Below are 21,547 nucleotides of genomic sequence, written 5' to 3'. Positions count from 1 at the left end.
ATAGACAGAGAACTACCGAACTTGTTATTTCTAGTAAGTATTTTGCTTAATCTCTCCTAAACTTGACTCAACTTCGGTATTGGGAATGGGTCTAGCCCATTTTCTATCCCCTTTTTTAAGTTCGTAGGTTACAAGAGGCTCTCCGCTTAACACGGTTGAACCATTATATGGATAAAATTCTCTCGACAGATTTACATCGTCATAACTCACCTCATTATTATTATATCGTCTGTAATCATACCAGGTAAATACAAATGGTCTTTCCAATCTCCTTTCACGAATGATCAGCTTTACAGCTTCCTCTTGATTATTTGCAACCAGTTCGGTATACATACCAGCATCAATTCTTTTCACACGAAGCTGCTCCAGTACATTCATGGCATCCTGCCAATTCCCGGTTCTTGCTATCGCTTCTGCTTTTATTAAAAGCATTTCAGAAGTGGTTGGTCCGGAAGGAATATTATAGCTACCCATTGCAATATATCCAGGATAACTGATCCCTGTTCTATCCCGAACATAGGAATAGTTTTCCACAAAATTATATCTGTATCTTAGGTCCGCATCCTTGTCATACAAACCCATTAAAGTCTGACTTGGAACATACCAGGCATAAGGGTGATAAGAAAATCTGGCATAATAAAATTCCTTGTAGGAAAGTTGCTCATTATCATCTGAAAGATATGTACTCGGGTAATTGATTTCAACCTGCTGATTATTTACAGTTGTAGTCGTTTTATAAAATGACATTTCGCTGTTGTAATCAAAAAGCTCCGAATAGTCAGCAAGTGCGGCATTGGCATACTGCAAAGCTTTCGTATAGTTATTCACGCTTAAGTAATAGCGTGCAGCAAAAGCTTTGGCTGCTGATGTATTTCCCCTCCATGGTCGGAAAGTTCCATCTTTAACAATTGAATTCTCCAACTTAAGGGCTTCCTCAAGACAATTTTCAATCTCAGCATAAGTCTCTTCGAGTGTGCTTCGAGCTGCTGATTCATCGAAAGAAACCGATTTTTTTAAAGATACCCCCAATTCATTCTTCGTTGCGTCATTGTATGGCAAACAAAAGTTAGAAGCCAACAACCAGTAACTGTATGCCTTAATCAAATTGGCTTCCGCCTTGAGTTCTGCTTTTTGCTCTTCCGTTCCGGAAACACCATCCAAATAATACAGAACCATATTGGCATAAAATATTTTTGTATACTCGGTACCCCAAAAAGTCTCTTTACCATCAAAAGGTGTATCTTTCACATCCCAGGTAGCAACCTGAAATATTTCCATGGAACGATATGAATTTCCTGAGAATCCATTGTATAAATATTCAGAAATTTCATAATCATCGGTACACAAAGCAGCATTTCTACTTTTGTCCGTAAAGAAATAATAGTAATTTCCAAGTAAGGCATCTAATTGTTCTATCGTTTCAAGCGGTAGATTAGTCGATTTTGAAGGCACTTCATCCAAATAGGATTCACAAGCTCCTAAAAAAACACCCATTATTAAGATTAATATATATTTTTTCATTTCTATATCATTTATCAATTAAAATCCAACTTTAACACCAAATGTATATACCGGAGTCGGCTTGTAAGTGCCCAGTGGATATTCTGGATCTTCATTATACTTATTGGCATAAATAGAAAACAAATTATTCGCCTGCGAATAGAATTTCACGCTTTCCAAACCAGTTTTATTTAAAAACTTAGACGGTAAATTATAGGTTAAGTTAACTTCCTGCATCCTAACATGATTGGCACTTTCTGTCAGGTATGAAAAAGATTTCCAAAATCGGTCCCAAAAATAGTAGCGGCTTTCATTGTCATTTTGTGGAAGCGGCATAATTTCATTTGAATCAGCATTTAACACCTCTGACAATCTGGAATTCGGCTTTATATCATTGTAATTGTATGACGTTCTTCTGAACACATGACCAAACTTACCCGTCATGATACACGACAAATCAAAATCATGAATCTTAAACCCGAATGATAATCCCATCACCCAGGGAGCCACCTTTGTGCCTTGAGCATAAGCATAATTCATCACATCATCGGCCGGCCAGGTTCCAAAACCATACAAAGTTCCATCTTTACCCTCTATTTTAGGCTGCATATTTGGTTTTTCACTGGTTCCATCGTTGTGTAAGCCGGCATAATGACTGCCATAAATCATATTTGCGTTTTCACCTTCGACATAAGCTGTTGAACCCGAAGCATTCCATGGTAACAAATCCGAGTGACCGAACTTAGCTCTGTAAAGTTTTGTTATTTTATTAAAATTGTATGATACATTAAAGTTGCCGTAAAAAGCCATCTTTTCTGCAATTGCCAACTTGGTTCCAACTTCAACTTCAATTCCTTTATTAATCATATCAGCCACATTCATCTTTTGCGCAGCCACACCATTAACCGCAGGTATAGAAACACTGGCAACAAGATCTTTTGCTGATTTGTGGTATACATCCACTTTTCCGAATAACTTTCCTCTGAACAATGAATAATCAATTCCTAAATCGAATGTGCCGGTTTTTTCCCATCGCAAAGTTGGGTTTCCATAACTGGATATGCTGGCATAGGGTTCATCGGTATAAGTATTATTGGTCGCATACATATTGATTAGCGGCAGGAAAGAAGTCGATCGATCCACATTACCATTGTAACCATATGTTGCTCGTAAATTTAGTCTGTCAATCCATTGAATATCTGTCATAAAATTCTCCTTTGAGATATTCCATCCCCCACCTACAGACCAAAAAGGAGAATATCGATATGCAGGATCATCTGTAATTAAATTTGAAGCATCTGTTCGGGCACTTCCTGATAGCGTATATTTATCGTTATACGTATATGAGCCATTAAAATAAGCTGACACATACTTATCGGTATAATGCCCAAATTGATGAATTTTATTTTTATATATGGTTGTTTTGTATCCATACCAACTATAAATAGCAAGGTTGCTATTGGTATAACTACCTAAACCATTGGGCAAAGCCCCTACTGATAATTTATCATCATCGTAGCCGTAAACTCTTGGTTCAGTAAAAGTTTTGGTCACTTTTTTATTTAACTCCATACCAGCAATAACATTGAAAGCATGCTTCCCAAAAGTTCGTTCAAAGTTTAATTGATTTCGGAATGTTAAACTTCCAATTTCGTTTCTGTTCTGATCCAAGATATCTCCACTGGGAATATTTTGAGTAAAGGTATTGTTGGCTCTGTCCCAATTCGTGTAATAATTCACTTCATATCTGGTCGCATAAGTACCTTCTCCCAAAATATTTTTATTTGAATTGGTAAAACTCTCATATTGAATCTGAGAATTAAATTTTAAACCATCAAAAGGCTTAATAAGCATAGAAGCCTGAAATCTTGTTTGAATTTCCTTATTGGTATAATCCATATTTTCCATTTCTGTGATAGGATTATAAGACAAATCGGGGTAAGGAAAGTTTTCCTTGGGCCAATATCGATTAAAATTCGGCATGTATATTCCTTTGTAAACTGGAAGACGATTACCTGACTCATCCAAAAGCATATCGTAGGGAGCTATACTTTTAATGTCAGCCAAAGAGGCATTGTTAGACGATTGCTTATACCCATACATCCCGCCAAAATTAAAATCCAGCCATTCAAAAACGCGTGCAGAAGTCCTGTAATTAATCAAAATCCTCTTATTTTCCTTGCCTTTCAAATAGCTCTGATTACCTTCATACATAATAGATAGGCTATTATTAAATTTTTCAGATGCAGAGGTAATTCCCAAGTTATGATGATGAATAAATGGGTTTTCAATCAAATGATCCTTAATTTGATCCTGGTTGTTCTGTGAAGCATATTTATTAAGAATGGCATCAAGTTCTCCATCTGACAAATAGCCTAAGCTATGCTCATTTAAAGCAGCTCTCCCAGGTGTTAAATCAGACATAACCGCCCATTCTGCATCACTTGTCTTTCCTCTTCCCCATTTACCAAAAGACATTTTGTCGTAAGCAATAGCATCTTCCGAAGAAGCTCTGTTCAGCAGATATGCCATATCGGGCTTAGGTGAAAATTTCACAAAAGAATTTAGTGAAACCTTCAAACTGCCTTTTTCTAATTTTTTTCCACTTTTTGTAGTCACGACAATTACCCCATTTGCTGAACGAGCCCCCCAAATAGAAGCGGCTGCAGCATCCTTAAGCACTGTAACACTCTCTACATCATTTGGGTTAATAGATGAAAAATCACCTTCTATAGCAAAACCATCCACAACAATCAATGGCTTCGAGTTGGCAAACAAACTACTCTTACCCCGAATCTCAAAAGTTGGGTTACCTTCTTCATCTAATGTCGCCTGAATTCCTGATACATTACCAATCAAACGAGTTCCTATATTGGAAGTGGGTTTATCTATTTGATTTTTGGAGACCAAATTAAAACTACCTGTTGCTCGCTCTTTAGAAATTGTTTGATATCCGGTTACAACAACTTCATCCATCTGCTCAGAATCTAAAACAAGAGTCACATCCTGAACCAGCTGTCCCTTATAAACAATCTCCTGGGAAAGCATTCCAACAAATGAAAAAACAAGAACTGCATTGTCTTGATCAAATTTGATGGAGTAATTCCCATCGATATCCGTTGCCACACCGATAGTCGTTCCTTTTACTACGACTGATACTCCCGGCAAAGTATTACCATCTGTATCGATCACGCTACCTTTAAGTTCTTTTTTCTCTTGATTCTCATTAACAGGCTGTACAGGCTTTCTATCAACAAGCATAATCACACTATCCTGAAAGCGACATTCCAGATTGGTATCTTTAAAAATCTCTTCTAAAAGCTCATCCACTCTCATGTCTGAAGCATCCACGTTGATAGTACCTAACTCTTTAATTTTATCTTCGTTGTAAATAAAATGCAGTTCTGTTTGCATTCTGATTTCATTCAACACATCCAAAATTGAGCCTTCTTTAAATTCGAAACTCACTCTCTGATTTTGCGAAAAACTACTGGCTGATGCACTTAAGCTTAGCACAAGAGTCAAAAAAACAAACATCTTCATCATGATAAGGATTTTTAACCTTCTCCCTCGTGGGAAAAGATAGGGGAAACCATTTTTTTTCATAATTTTGTAATGATAAGTTAGTATTTGAATAAACGCCCGCCCGGTATTTATTCATTATTTAATTTTCAAAAACGGAAGGTTCTGCAAAACTTTCCGTTTCTTTTTGGGGGCTTTATTTCTTCATAATAAGAATTGCATTATCCTTAATCTCAAATTTTGCATTCGAAGTTTCTTCTATAAAATAAAGCAAATCTTCAACTCTGGAATAACGTTTCATATCACCAGTAAAACGGAAAAATTTCGTTTCGGGATTCATAAAAAAGACTTTCACATCATACCATCTTTCCAATCGTCTCATAATACTCTCCAGATTTTCATCTTCGAATACAAAATCACCATCTTTCCATGCCACGTAAGGACGAACATTGACTTGCTTTATGTCTAAATCTCCGGTTATTAAATCCACTACAGCCAAATCACCAGGCTTCAATCGACTCTCTTTTGCAATGGCTGAAGACTTTAAACCAATAGAACCTTCAACCAAAACAGTTTGAATATAAGCCTCATCGTAAGTGTTAACACAAAATTGCGTGCCATATACCTTCACCTGATGCCCACCTGAATTTACAAGAAATGGTATGTCTTTATCGGACTTCACGTCAAAGTAGCCTTCACCTTTAAGATACACCTGACGCGTATCACCAGCAAATTGAACAGGATACCTCAATTCCGATTCTGCATTAAGCCAAACCTTGGTTCCATCGGAAAGAATAATATTAAACTCCCGTCCTCGGGCTGTTTTTAAGGTATTATATATTTGTTTTGTTGATCCTATAGAAGCAGACTTATAATCAATCCCGGAAACCGAATCGATTTGAATCACAGATCCATTGCTTTCTTTAACTTGAGATTTACTCGTATTAATATCAATAATTTCCCCGGTAGATAAAATCAGTTCAGCTCCTCTTTCTCCAGGCGAAATTGTGGTATTTTCAGCTACAATCCGATCCAGCTCAGATTTTGGATGATCCAATAAAATAGAAACGGATACACTTATTAAAATAAGAATACTTGCGGCAACTGCTGCATAACTTAGGAATCTTGTTTTTGCATGTAATCTTCTTTCAAATTTCTTCAATTCTAGATCCTGATTAATGCTGACATCTTTCAAAGACCATTGGGTATATAAGGTCTTCTTAAGAACCTTATGGTAGGCTCTTTTATTTTCATCAGATGATTTAATCCATAATTCGACATCATTCCTTGCTTGCTCTTCAAGCTCTCCAGAGATGTAGTCCAGTATTAGGCTGTATTGCTGATCTGATATTTTCATTTTCGTATACTATTAGTGCGCATTTACTAGTAGTACCCGAAAAAATAAAATCGGTTGACAAATAATCTATTTATTTTGGAAAAAGCACAAAAGAAAAAAATCACCCAAATGCTCCGACTTCAATCTGAGTGCTTTCATTGAACGAACCAAATGGGTTTTAATCGTAGAAACGGATACGCCCAATTCTTCAGCAGCTTCCTGATATTTCATTCCTTTCAGGTAAATACATTTCACCACTTCACGTGATTTCTCAGGCAAGTTCTCGATTTCCTTCATAATTTCCACAACAATAGCTTCTTTATTCGATTCAAAGTCTTCACTAACCTGATCGAAATATTCAATGTCCATGGAATAACGAAGGACATCCTTTTTTGCGAGCTTTTTGAAAGATAAATTCTTTACGGATACAAAAAGATAGGAAGCGAGTTTCTCGTGATGAAGGCTCTGATAGGCTTTGTTCCGCCAGATGGCATAAAAAAAATCTTGAACAACATCTTTAGCCAAATCCATATCATTCAAAAAAGTATCAGCCCAAAGGGTAAGGGACTTAAAATATTTTTTAAACAATAAAGTCATGCCCATCTTATTATTCGAGGACAAAAGTTCGCAGATATATTGATCAGAGATTTCCATTTGTGCTCAAAGCTTGCAAAAAAAAACTGATTGCGCAAGTACGATCTTTATACGATCGAAATAATACTACAGGCAAAATACCTTCAATTAATCACCACAAGGTGTTTTTTTAAAAACACTCAAGCCCAAGATCATGAGACGTGATAATGAATAAAAATGATAACTCTTTCATAGGCCCTCCTGAGGATGGTTACAAGAAAACAAAAGGATGAAATAATCAGAAATACGTTTCAAGTTCATTTAACCCTATCCGACCATAGAAGATTAAATCAAAAATCATAAGACGTCTCACCAAACGATTCCTTAGGGCTTCAGCCCTTTTACCCACTAACTAAAATCAAATATAAAACAAATCAAAAGGGGTTCGTTCTTCGCTAGTTGTATTTTTGAAATGGCTCTAAAATTGAAAAGTCAGTCCGATTTAAATGAGCCGACCTTGTGCATATGTCTTTATCGTCTTAATATTTAAAAACTAATCTTATAAACATTGGACGCCACCCCCAATTTGGTATCTTATGTTGACTAAAAAAAAGAGTGCTCATTTATCGATAAAATTCTTAATAACAAAAAACCACCCCCATAATGGAGGTGGTTAAACCACACCTGTAAAACACTCAACTCATGCCTTTTACGCAAACACAACAGGAGTTTACAAAGGAATTCCTGCCAATAAAGCTCTAAACTAAATTCTTTCTTAAACCCCTATCTTGCTTGGATATTGTGAGTATCCGAAAGCTAATTAAGCATTATAGTAGCTAATTTGATATTACTAGATCTGTATATTAGCAAACAGTTTTCGTCACCTTACAAATTAAAATTACCAGCGGCTTCAGGTTGATAAACTATCTCATCAATTTTTAATTGTGTTAAACCAGCGGGTACAATCCAATCGATCACATCTCCAACTTTATACCCAATCAATGCAGTAGCGATCGGTGAAAATATTGATATTCTATGGTCTTTTAGATTCGCTTCGTCTGGATAAACTATCCGGAATTGAACATGTTTGTTATTATTTAAAAAACTTAACTTAACAACAGAATTCATCGTTACCAGATTAGAAGGAACAGCTTGAGGTTCTACAATTTTAGCTGAATTTAGTTCTGTAATCAATTCTTTAGCTTCAATATCACTAATCGATTTAATTCTTTTTGCATCAACGATACACTTCTTAATCCGAGTGTAATCAAGTCGATTTATAATAAGATTTCCCATGATTATTTTTTTATCAATGACACCTTAAATTTCAGATTTACATTTTAATTACTTGAAAATTAGAATCAACACAGCAAACAACAAGTTATTTGACTCTCATAATCCGACATTTTCCCGAAAGGGAATTTAATATTTCAGCCAATATTTTAAATTCAAACTTTATGAAACTACAAGACCTGTAAGTAACCTCCCTCTCACCTTACTCATAAACAAACCAAGCTTATGAAAAGCAAAAAACTAACAATTTATTATGCGCCGACAAATGAATTATATCATAGAAAAATTCTATGTAGGGTAATAAGAACTCACAAACCGACTTCACATAATCCAAAATGAGTTTATAGAGAGGGAGGTCGATTAAGTTTAAACTAAAAAATCAAATTACTAATAGCTTAATATTCTTTGCTTCAATAATATTAATCTAATAGTTCTTTTAACTTGTCGTCTAAAGCAAACCCTCTTATATCATCACCTGTAGCTACAATAATTCCTTCTTTAGAAATTAAAAAACTAGCCGGTATACCTTGAACTGAATATTGTTGAGCAGCAGAACTTTCAAATCCCTTGAAATCAACAACATTAATCCATGGCACATCTTCCTGCTCCAAAGCTTTTAACCACTGTTTCTTATTTTCATCAAAGGAGAGTGCATAGATTTCAAAGCCTTTTTCATGATAAACACTATAAGCTTTCTTTAGATGAGGAAACTCCCCTCTGCATGGACCACACCAAGAAGCCCACATTTCGAAAAGAGTGTATTCATTTTTTGAAACTATATCAGACAATTTCACTTCTTTGTCATCAATTCCCATAGCAAATACGTCTTTAAACACTTTACCTGGTGCAACAGCTTTACGCTTCTCTTCCGCTTTTATTTCATCCAGATAACGTTGTCTCAATTGGTTTAAGAAATCATTACTGCCTAATTCTTTTTCATATTCATTCAATAGCTCAAGACTCCTATTGATATCGTAATTTTTCCAATCATAATGCGTTGATAAAACAAAGAGTTTAGCTATTGCAGGAAAATCTCCATCCAGTACATTATTCTGAAAATTCTTAATCAATTTGAAATAAACAGATTGCTTAGCATTTACCTTTTTTCTTGCATTATCTACGGCTACTTCATCCATCATATCAAGCCCCGTAAACTCCTTCAGAACTGCTTCCTTATAGTCTTTTCTATAAGCAATAAAGTTTTCGTCAGAATTATAGCCATAAACCAAAGTATTAATCTTCCCACCTTTAGCATATTTCACAAATTCATTAACGATCACCTGATATGAATCATTTTCGAGTATCAAATCAAAACTATTATGTCCAATCATAATTTTGGCCATGGTTGGTTGATCTACTTGACCCTTAAATTCATATTTGCCATCAATTACATTCGCCACTTGGAGCGTATCAAATGTTGAACTAAAAAGAAAAACTTTACCATCAAAGTCCTTTTCATCAACTGTCCCATTTATGATATATTCTTCTGGTGCAAAAGTGCATGCAAGCATAAAACACAACACAAAACCTAATACAACATTAATCTTTCTCATCTTAAACTTCTAATTTACAATTCATTTACATCTACGATATCTAGCATACTTGTAGCATATTCCACTATAAGTATACCGCACGTATTTTAAGAGGAGGAAGTTTTTAAACTTCCTCCTTTTAAATTAGTTTGAATAACCTGGGTTTTGGATCAGAGCATTATTTCCTGCAAATGCCGCTTTGGGAATAGGCATTGTTAACTGATCTATCGAAACAATGGACGATTTAATCAACGATATGTCAATATCACCAAGCATATGATATCGAATCATGTCGAACCAAGGCTGTCCAAATTCGCCAAATAGCTCTAAATTTTTCTCAATGCGAATATCTTCAAGAAGAGCCTTCTTTGTCATTGGAGATTTAGTAGGCACATTTGCTCTTGTCCTGATTTCATTCAGCATATCTAAAGCTTCAGAATCAACCGTCGTACCAGCAGCTAATCGCGCTTTTGCTTCGGCAAATATTAAATAAACTTCAGCGGTTCTCATAATAAAATGAGTATTAGACTGCTGTCCTTCAGTCGAAGAGTTATAAGGGTATTTAGCATTTCTTAATCCCTGAGGCACTCCATCAATATGAGCAAAAGTATATCGTTTATCATACATTGTTCCAGAGACATCATCCTCAGCCTCTTGATCTGCCACTTGCTCAATTGCTAAAGGTGAGAAGTAATTGCTAATATTTACAGGTACACTTTCGGTATATGCAATTGAAAGTGGAGCAAACAATACTTCTTGTGAATTATATCCATTCGTGAAAATATCACTATAATTAGCCTCAAGGGGGTAATTAAAACCATTAATAACCGCCAAAGCGTTCTCCGCAGCCTGATCGTATAAACCCATATACAATAGTGTTTTTGCTTTAAAAGCCTGGGCTACTGATTTAGACATTTTGTAATGAGGTGCAAAATCAGGCGCATTTACAATTGCAAAATCCAAATCTTCAAGAATACCATCATAAACCTCTTGTACAGTATTTCTTTTAGGATTTTCTAATTCGCGAGAAGCAGTCATCTTTAAAACAACGCCATAAGTAGAATTAATGTCATAAAATTGCCCAAAGATTTCTAATAAAAACAAGTGACTCATTGCTCTGGTAATTCTTGCTTCGGCTTCTACTTCAACTCTTCGAAGATCAGTCATCCCTGTTATAGGTTGATCACTCTTCAATGCATCAATCAAAAAATTAGCACGCTGAACTAACTCATAATAGCCAAGGTATGCATCACGAATATCCGAATTACTATAGTCGATATTATTTTCATTAAACGCCGTATTATAATTGCGGCTATAATTACCTGATAAAGCCATGATATTACCGGGTAAATATCCTCCTGAAGCCTTTCTCCACGTGGCATAAACACCATTCAGTGCGGCTTCAACTTTTATATTATCAGTAAAAGCTTGTTCTTCCTCAAGTTTATTAAGAGGTTCAATATCATCTAATGAGCCCATTATATCACAAGACAGGATGGATAGCATGAATCCCAATAGAAAAATGAAATTATATTTTTTCATATGATTATAGTTTTAAATTATGACCATATGGAAGTTGCCAATAGTTATCCCACAGTGCGAAAAAACTTTACTCATGGCTCCTTTCATATCTTTTAGTTTAATTGTCATTAAAATCCGATAGTTACTCCAAGTGAAAATGTTTTAGCAAATGGATAATCATCACCACCAGATACACCACTACTTATAAATGAACTACCAATAGCTTCAGGATCTAAGCCCTTATAATCTGTAATTGTAAATAGATTTGATGCTGAGGCAAATACATTCACTGTTTGCAATGGAGAGTTCTTTAAAACATTCTCTGGTATTTGATAACCTAATCTTAAAATTTTAAACCTTAAATAAGATGCATCCTGAATGTTACGATCATTTACACTTGCATTGTCGAAATTTCCGTAAATTAAACGTGTGTATTTAGCATCAGTATTCTCAGGTGTCCAGGTATCCGTCAAGGCCTCCTTTGCCATATTTGCAAATACGGTTGGACTCCCAATTAAAGATCGGTAATTCCCCCACTCTCTTTCATTTCCTACAGAATACTGAAAGCCTGCAAATAAATACAAACCCTTATAATTTAATGTTGTAGAAAATCCACCAAAAAAATCAGGCTGCATATTTCCAATAATATCTCTATCATCAGATGTAATTCGTCCATCACCATTAATATCCTTATACAAATAATCACCAGCTCCCGTAGTTTGTTTATAATAAACTCCTGTTGGAGATTTTGAATTCAACTCAGCTATTTCTGCTTGATTCTGTATAATCTTTTCTACTCGATATCCTTTTATGGTACCAACGGGCTCACCTTCAATAAAGTTATCTATCTGAAACTGAGAAAGAGATGCACCATTAATATCCTCTACTTTATTTCTATTTAAAGCAATATTAAAATCGGCACTCCATGAAAACTGGTCATTTTTAATAAAATAACCTCCAAAATCAAGCTCAATTCCTTTATTACTTATCTCTGCAAGATTACTTATAAAATTAGGAGATCCAGCTTCAAGAAAGATTGGAGTTGGCGCCAATACATCTTTCGTGTACTTGTTATAAATATCAACACTACCATACAGACGATCATTAAGAAATGAAAAATCAAGTCCTAAATTGTATTCAGTTGTTGTTTCCCACTTAATATCTTTGTTGGGAAAGCTTTTAGAGTTTACAATTGTCGATTGACCATTGTATTTCCCCGTCTCAATTTGTCCAACTTCAAAAAATTGTAAATAACTAAAATCGTTTACATTTGACGATCCCGTTTGTCCGATACTACCGCGTATTTTTAATTGATTCACAAAGGTTTGATCCTTCATAAACTCCTCATTGGCAACATTCCAATTCAAAGCAAAAGAAGGAAAATAGGCACGTTTGTTTCCTGGAGCAAACTTTGACGATTCGTCCGTTCTAAAATTTACAGTTGCGGTGTACCTTGCTAAATAAGAATATTGCAATCTACTGTAGATAGAATTTGTTCCACTTTCAGCTTTTCCTCCTTGAGAATAGAAGTGAGTAGACGCTGATGAAGTGTTTGTGAGCACATTATCATCTGCAGTACCAAGGTAGGTTTGAGATTCACTATGGTAGAAATTTCGATCAAAGGAAATCCCCCCCATTAATGTAAAATAATGATCATTAATATTTTTCACATAATTCGCCTGAAAAACAGTAGAAACATTAGTGATATCAGAAAGACTATTTGACAACATGCTTTTCCTATCTGTATTAAATACATCGTAAGCTTGAGCTCTTGTTGGAGCAAAGTCAGAGCCTATAGTATTAAAAGAACGAACATTTACCTGTGCTTTTACAGATAAGTCTTTGATAGGTTCAACAGCTAAGTAGGCATTCCCAATAAAAGAATTGGTCTTTGACTCAATCTTATTTTCCATACCGGCAACTGGGTTTTGGTTCTCAAAAATGTACCCCCCCATGCCGTATCCGTATCCTTGCCAAAAATCTGGAATTCGTTTAAAACTACCATCCTCCTGATACACTTCAAAATCTGGTCTTGTAATCATAGCATCTGTAGGTGATCCATATCCAACTAATGTCTGACGACCAGATACATTTTTTATTCCACTATAATTGATAGATGTTCCTATTTTCAACCAATCATTAACATCTGAATCTATAGCTAATCGGGCACCATATCTTTTAAAGTCTTCATTAATCATTAAAGCTTCTTGATTCGTATGAGATAAAGCAAAGGCATAATTTGTTTTGTCATTTCCTCCGCTAAAACTCAAATTCCACTGATGTGTAGCTGCATTTTCACGGTAAATCTTATCCTGCCAATCCGTATTCGTAGTACCATATACTGGAATTATTTCGCCAGAAAAAAGGTTATAAATACTTTCTCTGTTTTCGCCCGTATCGGCATCAACAATTAAATCGGCATCGCTAAAACCAATGTACGATGCTGTTCCTTCGTAAAATGAATTGATTGTATTTTTAGCAATCATATTATGCAAAGACTTAAAACCATCGGCATCAAGAACATCTTGTGTATTCAAAGGATTTGAAATGCTGTATACATAGTTCAATTTAATATCAGTACGACTTGACTTTTTCCCTCGCTTTGTGCTTACAATGATTACACCATTAGCACCTCTGGAACCATATATTGCAGTAGCACTGGCATCCTTTAGGACTGAAACATTTTCAATATCAGAAGGAGAAATACTTAACAAAGGGTTTTCACCCCCGCTGAAACTTCCATTTCCTGTTGCAACATCGCCATTGAAAGGAACACCATCAATCACATATAATGGCTGATTGTTTCCACTTGCAAAAGGTGAGGTAATTCCTCTTACACGAATTGTTGAACCTGAACCAGGTGCTCCGGATGATTGATTAATTTGAACACCTTTAATCTGCCCGCCAATTATTTGATCGATACTAACAGCACCTGCTGATCGTTCTTCTATATCTTCAGCATCTACTTGAGATATTGCACTACCAATTCGCTCTTTCTTAGTCGTTCCATAACCAATAACGACAATCTCATCCAAGCCCTCAAAATCAGCTTCCAAGGCAACCTTTAATGATTCTTGTCCACGATATGCAATCTCTTGAGAAATCATCCCTACGAAGGTAAACACCAATACCTTAGCATCACTAGGTACCATCAATAAGAACTCACCATTAATATCAGTAGCTGTCCCGATCGTGCTCCCTTTCACAACCACAGAAACTCCGGGTAAGGTTTCGCCCTTATCATCGGTCACAGTGCCTTTGAGTTCTTTTTTCTCTTGTTCTTCCGTCTTGATTTCAACTTTAATATTGGGTTCTAATTCAAGCAATTTTTTCTTAATCACCACAACATTATTATCTAATGTATACTCCAAATCAGTATTCAATAAAATTTCATCAAGAATCTCACTTATACTGGCCCCTTCTTTTTCGATACTCACCATGGGGAAATCCTTCAAATCTTTAGTCTTGTAAACAAAGACAATCCCTGAATTTTCCTGGAGTTCCCACAAAAGATCCGATAAGCTAACATGACTGACCTGCACGTTGATTTTTCCTGCCTGAGAATAAACATTAGCAGAAACTTGCATCATGCCAATCAGCATCAAAAAAACTGAAAGTTTCATAATTCTAAACGTTTGATTTCGTTTCCGCATAAAAATGCGAAACACATCTGCAAATTTTTCCATAAATTTGTCTGGGTTAATGAATGGTTAGTACTATAATTTAACTCAAGGGGGAGGATATTCGCAGTATCACTCTCCCTATTTTTTATTCGACAATCAGTGCCGACTTGTTTATTTTCAAGTGAATATCTCCCGTTAACTCTATATGATTAAGAAGCGGTTGAATTTCATCATAACGATTCACACTAATTGAAAAACGCTCCTCCTTTTGTTGTGCATGCTTATAAAAAACTTTCAGCCCATACCACCTGCTTAAACTGTTAAGAATATCTTCTAAACGTTCATCTTTAAAAACAAATTGGCCCTCTGTCCAGGCAGAATAGATTGAAGCATCAACCCTCCTTTTTGTATACTGATGCTTCGTTTTATCGAAAACAACTTGTTCATTAGGTGCCATTACTTGTTGCTTATCATCCATTATTAACTTCACCTTCCCCTCCTTAAGAGTAGTATAAGTATAGGCTTCATCAGCATAAGCTTTGATATTAAATTTGGTTCCCAAAACTTTCACATAGGTATTCGCTGTTCTAACAATAAAAGGTTTGTTCGGATTTTTAGCGACCTCGAAGTAGGCTTCACCCACAAGATCGACCACACGCTGCTGCCCCGTAAACTTCGATTTAAATTTCAATGACGATTCCGAATTCATCCAAACCTTTGTTCCATCAGATAGTTGTACAAAGTATTCCCCTTTACTAGGCACATTAATAGTGTGCGTTTCAATTTTAGATTGATCACTTTCAGCAGTAGAGTATACCAGCTGGCCCGAATCAACCTGAGCATTTACCTGATGAAAAAGTAGCAAGGTATCTTGTACAGACAAGTCAATTTTGCTCTGATTGTCAACTTGCAGGTAAGCAAGTGACTCGCCGGGTAGAACTTCAACCGTTTTAACAGTCTTTAAATCCTGAAAAATAAAATAAGACTCAGTACCCAGCACCATCAACAATACAGCTGCAGCCACTGAGCGCCATGGTTTAAGCAATCTAATAATTTTAGGTTCTGGCTTCTGAAAAACTTTCAGTTTCATTTCAATATTACGCCAGATTTTCTTTTCATCAAACTTTTGAATTTGTGATTCTCTCCAGCTTTCATATTTGCCACTTGCAACTGAATGAATATCATCAAGCTCCGAATCCTTTAGTTCTGAATTCGATAAATCATCAGACAATATCAATTTTGCCCAAATTCTTGCCCGCTCTATATATGTCTTTATTGATTCCATTTTGAGTATTGATTTCCTTATATACTCGAAAAATGAAAAGTGGGTGAGTGAAAATTGAAATTTCTTGTAAAATTTACGAATGAAGAATATCCGTAATAAAAAGGAGAGCAAAAACATGCTTTTGCAGTTTCTCCCTCAACTTGGCATAACCCGCCTTTTTAAGCGTTTTTACAGAATTGACTGAGATACCCAATTCGTCTGCTATTTCCTGATTTGAACAGCCATTTAAGGTCAGACTAATGATTTTACGAGTTTGATCAGGTAGATTTTTTACGGCATCCCGAACCAATTTGTATGATTCCTCTTTTAGTATTTGTGAATTAAATTCCATATCTGCTTCCTCATCCTTTGCTGGATGATTCTCAATGGATACCGTTCGTAAATCACGAATATGACTTAAAATGTTATTACGGACAACCGTATAGAGGTAAGATTTAGTCCCCACAAGAGAATTGAACTCCTCTCTTTTATTCCATACTGCAATGAAAGCTTCCTGCACAATATCAGCCACAACATCCTCATTCGGAATCATCTTATAACCATATAAACACAGAGAATGAAACATGTTTTCATACATCTCTCTAAACGATTTCAAATCGCCTTTGGCTATTCGATCAATATGTTCATTGGTTAGATTCATAGGGGGCATAAAGATATACAAAGAATATTTTAAGCCAAATTTCAATGTATCTATAATCTATTTTCTCTTTCCAGTAACAGCTTAATCACTTAAAAATAAAGACCAGCCCCTTTTATGGGCTGGCCTGATAGCATGTATCTCAATCATCTAAACATTTACAAATTGATTTTATAAATAATGGACTCCTTACCCACTTGAGCACCTTTTACAATATAATAAAAGGTATACTCAAGCAGCTCAGGTAACTGATCATCAAGCTTAGGACGTACATCCATATACTTGGTGCCATTACAAACGTCTAAAAATGTGAATTTGATTTCACCATTTCTTCGAGAGTAAATACGCACCCCATCCGTCCCCTGCTTATATATCTTGATAGCCGGATAGCCTCCTTCATTATTAATTGAAACAGTAGGCTGCATATCTTTGGTATCCTGATTCGTAAACGTAATATCGATGCCCAAATCGATGCCCATAGCTCTGGTATAGTTAGGATGAGACATAATTTCAACTCTTCTATTACGCATATAAGGTGTCAGTACCGATCGGGACTCATTAAGCTCCTCAATCTTGGAACTGGCATTAGCAACTGCGATATCCTTGGCCTCTTTTTTAGATATCACATCATCCATTACAGCAATATCTGCTGCAATTTCTTCATCTGTCAAACCTAAGATTTATTTATAGATTGGCAGCTTGTTTTTGTAGACAACGGCTCTATCCACATAGACGTTTTCAGGTCCTGCAATAAAGTCATGTCGTTTTCTAATTACCGTCATAACATTTCGTATTAATGAAAGCATTAGGGCGAAACCCGATGAGCACAAGAACAAAAAAGAGTTCCGACAAAACAGATACATGCTGTTAAATGTGCGCTTCTTAATAAGGACACCCTATTTCGTATCTCAGAATACAATAAACCCATATTCTGACGTTTGAATTAAACCTTTAACAAGTCTGAGTTCATATACAATAAAACCAGACTTTGCTAATAATAAGATTGATCTGTAAAAAGCAGGGAGCAAAAACAAACAAGATCAGATCAATTCCTATCCATTAATTCAATGAGCTTTAGCTTTTCATCATTAAAGTTATGGGATAAACGAACAGATAAAAAACAAATGAATTCAAAAATCAAACCAATTGATTAAGCAAAACGAAAAACACTGACAAACACTAAGCTCAAAAGGAATACAAAAAATAACTATGCTAAACAATGCTGACTCAAATATTCAAAAATAGATGTTTTCAAATATGAAAACTCCGATTTTCAAAAATGAAACTAAAGAGAATATAGATTCCTTTTACGCGAAAACCCTCCAAAAACCTGATGATCAGTAGTGAGAGTATTGTGTTTACAATAAAATGATGAGCCTAAATAAACCGAATGGTGAGACCTGGAGCCAAATATAAATTAAAGAAAAAAATCTTCATTAAAATAAAAATGCACAGTCTTAAGTTAAACATCTAGCACTCCCAGAGTCACTTTTTCATGCTTTTAGGCCATATTTTTGACTGCGAGAGTCAAATATTCACCCGTTTTAAGCACTTTTTTAGGCGAGAGAACTCAAGAAAAGGGTGAAAATGTCCAGGAAAACGATGCGGGAGCAATTCTCTCACGTGCGAGACTCAGCCCTGCACTATATTCTGAGCATTTTCACATGCGAGAATCGTCAAAAAACTGAAAGCTGAGGATTTTCACATGAAAGTCTGGATTTTCAGATGCGAGAATTGGGGAAAAGCATGAGAGATTGACATTTTCACGTGCGAGACTCACTCTCACACGTGAGAGAATGAGTCTCGCACTCTAAAATCAGGAGTTTTAAGCTCAAGAATCTAAGAAAACAGGCATAGAATATTAATCAAGCCCTGTATTTATGGGCTTTCATGTAAAAAAACCATTTAAAAGCCCTCAAAAAAAACAGAATAAATCTAAAAAAGCCGCAGCATGGCCTATCAGAACTGAAATGCTATGATCTTAAAGTTAAACTAACTTATTGTTAATTAATTTCAGTCCTTTTTTAGCCCTTGAATAATCAAATGGATGCCTTTTCGAAAAAGTGAACGTCAGATTTCAGTTCGTTCATCATAAAAACAAGTCATTTAATCAGTTAAAAAAACATATTACTCCCTATTGAATTCGTAGGCTGATTTTGATTTCATGAACTTTATTGACCTATAGAATAGAACCTATCTAATAAAAAAATAAAAACCACCTCCAGAAATGGAGGTGGTTAAAACTAAGTAAACGATATTTTTTGTACGGTACAAATTGGATTTTTTTGATGACTTTAAAGTAAAGTCATACAAAATCGATATTCATAATAAGGCGCAATGCTGTAATAATACAGATCGCCCCTCATATGAAATAACTAATAAAAAAATACTTAACTTATTTTTTTGGATTCATGATAACCTCTACGGTATTCACTTTCTTGAAGAGTTTCTTAGCAAACTTCTTAACAAAATCAGCATCGATACTATTAAGCAATATCTTATATTCCTCTTTTGAAGTAAATTTAGAACCTACCATCTGGTTCTCCAGTAAAACTCCTAACCAGAATGAATTCTGTAATTCGGCTTCTTGTCTACTTTTAATGAAATTGTTCTTAATCTCTTTCAAGTCTTTAGCATCACAAGCTTCATTTTTAATTCTAGTGATTTCTTCAACTACAATCTCCATTAATCGGTCACGTTTTTCTGGGTCACAATCAAAATTGATACTTAAAGAAAATTTTGGACTTGGTAGTTTTAAAGCTGAAGGATTGACACTTACACCGTATGATCTCCCTTCTTCTTCACGAATAGTCGTCATATAACGCTTCGTAAGAAGTTGAGAAACAACATTTAGCATTAAAAATGTTCTTTAATGTATAATTCAGAGCATTGTTTTTGACTGATGTAAAAAGGTAGGATTTTAAAGAGGTATTTAGCTGCTAAACCCGATTATTTTCCCAAAAACAAAAAAATATCTTGAACCAGGTCCTCAGCAAGATCAAAAGAATCGATATATTTTAAAGCGAATACAGAGAGGAGAATAATACAGATCAAACATTTGGCGCAAACCAGACTCGTCGCCATTCTGTAATTTCGGTATAAATTAGTTGCTCCTGATTGTTCATAGTAGGTGCTAAAAATAGAAAAGGATATTGATTTTACAAAAAAGCTCTCCTCATAAGAAGTTCACAATACAATTAATTCCCAGTAAATATGAATCCGTCTGTTAGCCCTAACCACACATACGAATGTGGTCATATTTTGAATTTAAACAAGCTTTAAATAATAAGCAACTAAACATAAATAACATAACATCCTGAACAACTTCACTAAATACATGGTGCTTTGATAAGAAAAATCTTTAAAATCACCCTTCAATCCTAACGGGACCGTTGAAAAATATTAAGAAAAATTCCATTTAAATTAAAAATATTTTTATTTAAGTTTGGTATCTGGAAATTCAAAGCAACTTAATACAAAAGAAACTAGACCGAGACCTTCAAAATTGACTATCAATATCGATAATAACAAAAAAAAATTATCAAAAAAAAATAGTAGTCTTCCCCAAACAAAATAGATAATATTCAACTCCATCCTTAGGTTATTTAAGAAGGAATAGACCTCAGGGCGCAAATTAAATGATTTGGACTGAGAAATAGTAATGAAATGCAATAATGGTATAACTGCATTCCATTCGATCTTTTATTTAATACCCCTTCTCTATAGATACTGCATGTAGTAATTCTTCATTATTCTTAAAACGCCTATAGTTCTCAACAATTTGACCAATAGCGCTCTCAATATTAGTTAAACTTGCTATATGGGGTGTAATTTGAATTTTAGGATGATTCCAAAAGGGATGTTCAATTGGTAAAGGTTCTGTTCTAAAGACATCGAGTAAAGCACCTGACAATTTTGAACAATTGATGAGTTCTATTAGATCAGATTCAACTAAATGCTCACCTCGACCAACATTAATAACAAAAGAATGTTGTGGTAATTTTTGAAGTGTCTTTTTATTTAAAATATTTTTCGTGTTTTCCGTTAGCGGCAAAAGGTTGATAAGAAAATCAGAATTACTTAAACATGCGTCAAGTCCGTCATCTCCAGTGAAGCTTTCAACATTTGAAATCTGTTTTTTCGAATAACTCCATCCTTTTAATTTAAATCCAAACTGTGCAAATTTATAGGCAACATAGCCTCCAATACTCCCTAAACCTAAAATTGCAACTGTCGTTTTATGAATTGATCGATACTCAAGCTGCTCCCACACTTTAGCCTTTTGATACTTGTGATAGTTTTTTACATTTTTTAGTTGTGATAAAACAATTGTTACTAAAAACTCCCACATATCATTGGATAAATTCTCATCAACAATTCTTGTAACAAGGTGATCTTTACTTAAATGCTGAGAATTTGTAATATGATCTATAGATGCTCCGACCGATTGAATAACTTTTACGTTACCAAACTCCTTTAATACATTCTTTTTAGGTTTCCAACAAATAACAAAATCCACTGATGATTTATTTTTAACCTCTGGATATATCTCAATATTTGTATCAGGTAATTTTGCTTTCAATGTTTCATACCAAGGGTTAACATCCTTATTTTCAAAAACTAGCAATATGCTCATATCTTAAACGTTTTAAGTCAAACCAAACTATGAGTTTATAAAGTTTAAAATTAATTATTGGAATTGTCTTTATAATAATATTAAAAAAA

Annotated in this window: 13 protein-coding genes; all 13 read right to left on the bottom strand. The window is 34.9% G+C overall.

The annotated features are described in order from the left end of the window. Nucleotides 1–30: 30 nt before the first annotated feature. Nucleotides 31–1,521 carry a RagB/SusD family nutrient uptake outer membrane protein gene (locus tag DWB61_RS12685; protein ID WP_125031281.1) on the bottom strand — a complete coding sequence of 497 codons (1,491 nt, stop codon included), beginning with the start codon at nt 1,519–1,521 and terminating at the stop codon, nt 31–33. Between the two features lie 18 nt (nt 1,522–1,539). Further along, nucleotides 1,540–5,046 carry a SusC/RagA family TonB-linked outer membrane protein gene (locus DWB61_RS12680; protein WP_158614415.1) on the bottom strand — a complete coding sequence of 1,169 codons (3,507 nt, stop codon included), beginning with the start codon at nt 5,044–5,046 and terminating at the stop codon, nt 1,540–1,542. 172 nt (nt 5,047–5,218) lie between these two features. Continuing rightward, on the bottom strand, nt 5,219–6,379 hold the full coding sequence (locus DWB61_RS12675; RefSeq protein ID WP_125031279.1) for a FecR family protein: 1,161 nt from the start codon (nt 6,377–6,379) through the stop codon (nt 5,219–5,221). A gap of 66 nt (nt 6,380–6,445) precedes the next feature. Further along, nucleotides 6,446–6,955, bottom strand: a complete 510-nt coding sequence (locus tag DWB61_RS12670; RefSeq protein ID WP_158614414.1) for a sigma-70 family RNA polymerase sigma factor — start codon at nt 6,953–6,955, stop codon at nt 6,446–6,448. A gap of 861 nt (nt 6,956–7,816) precedes the next feature. After that, nucleotides 7,817–8,227, bottom strand: a complete 411-nt coding sequence (rnk, locus tag DWB61_RS12665; protein ID WP_125031277.1) for a nucleoside diphosphate kinase regulator — start codon at nt 8,225–8,227, stop codon at nt 7,817–7,819. A 416-nt stretch (nt 8,228–8,643) separates the two neighbouring features. Then, nucleotides 8,644–9,777, bottom strand: coding sequence for a TlpA disulfide reductase family protein (locus tag DWB61_RS12660; protein ID WP_125031276.1), 1,134 nt, complete (start codon nt 9,775–9,777; stop codon nt 8,644–8,646). 123 nt (nt 9,778–9,900) lie between these two features. Further along, the gene (locus tag DWB61_RS12655; protein ID WP_125031275.1) at nt 9,901–11,298 is read right to left on the bottom strand and encodes a RagB/SusD family nutrient uptake outer membrane protein; all 1,398 of its coding nucleotides are present in this window, start codon (nt 11,296–11,298) and stop codon (nt 9,901–9,903) included. Nucleotides 11,299–11,405: 107 nt separating this feature from the next. After that, entirely contained in the window at nt 11,406–14,900 is a 3,495-nt protein-coding gene (locus DWB61_RS12650; RefSeq protein WP_158614413.1) for a TonB-dependent receptor, read from the bottom strand. Nucleotides 14,901–15,045: 145 nt separating this feature from the next. Beyond that, nucleotides 15,046–16,185, bottom strand: a complete 1,140-nt coding sequence (locus DWB61_RS12645; RefSeq protein ID WP_158614412.1) for a FecR family protein — start codon at nt 16,183–16,185, stop codon at nt 15,046–15,048. A 73-nt stretch (nt 16,186–16,258) separates the two neighbouring features. Continuing rightward, nucleotides 16,259–16,825, bottom strand: a complete 567-nt coding sequence (locus DWB61_RS12640) for an RNA polymerase sigma factor (protein WP_158614411.1) — start codon at nt 16,823–16,825, stop codon at nt 16,259–16,261. A 155-nt stretch (nt 16,826–16,980) separates the two neighbouring features. Further along, a complete protein-coding gene (locus DWB61_RS12635; RefSeq protein ID WP_125031271.1) occupies nt 16,981–17,493 on the bottom strand; it encodes a hypothetical protein in 513 nt (170 codons plus the stop codon). A gap of 1,724 nt (nt 17,494–19,217) precedes the next feature. Continuing rightward, a complete protein-coding gene (locus DWB61_RS12630) occupies nt 19,218–19,679 on the bottom strand; it encodes an insulinase family protein (protein WP_125031270.1) in 462 nt (153 codons plus the stop codon). A gap of 849 nt (nt 19,680–20,528) precedes the next feature. Continuing rightward, nucleotides 20,529–21,458, bottom strand: a complete 930-nt coding sequence (locus DWB61_RS12625; protein WP_125031269.1) for a 2-hydroxyacid dehydrogenase — start codon at nt 21,456–21,458, stop codon at nt 20,529–20,531. Nucleotides 21,459–21,547 lie beyond the last annotated feature (89 nt).

The sequence above is a fragment of the Ancylomarina euxina genome, from assembly GCF_003863355.1.
GTDB classification, from domain to species: Bacteria; Bacteroidota; Bacteroidia; order Bacteroidales; family Marinifilaceae; genus Ancylomarina; species Ancylomarina euxinus.
Note: the sequence above shows the minus strand (reverse complement) of the source record. Positions and strands in the feature narration are given on the sequence as shown.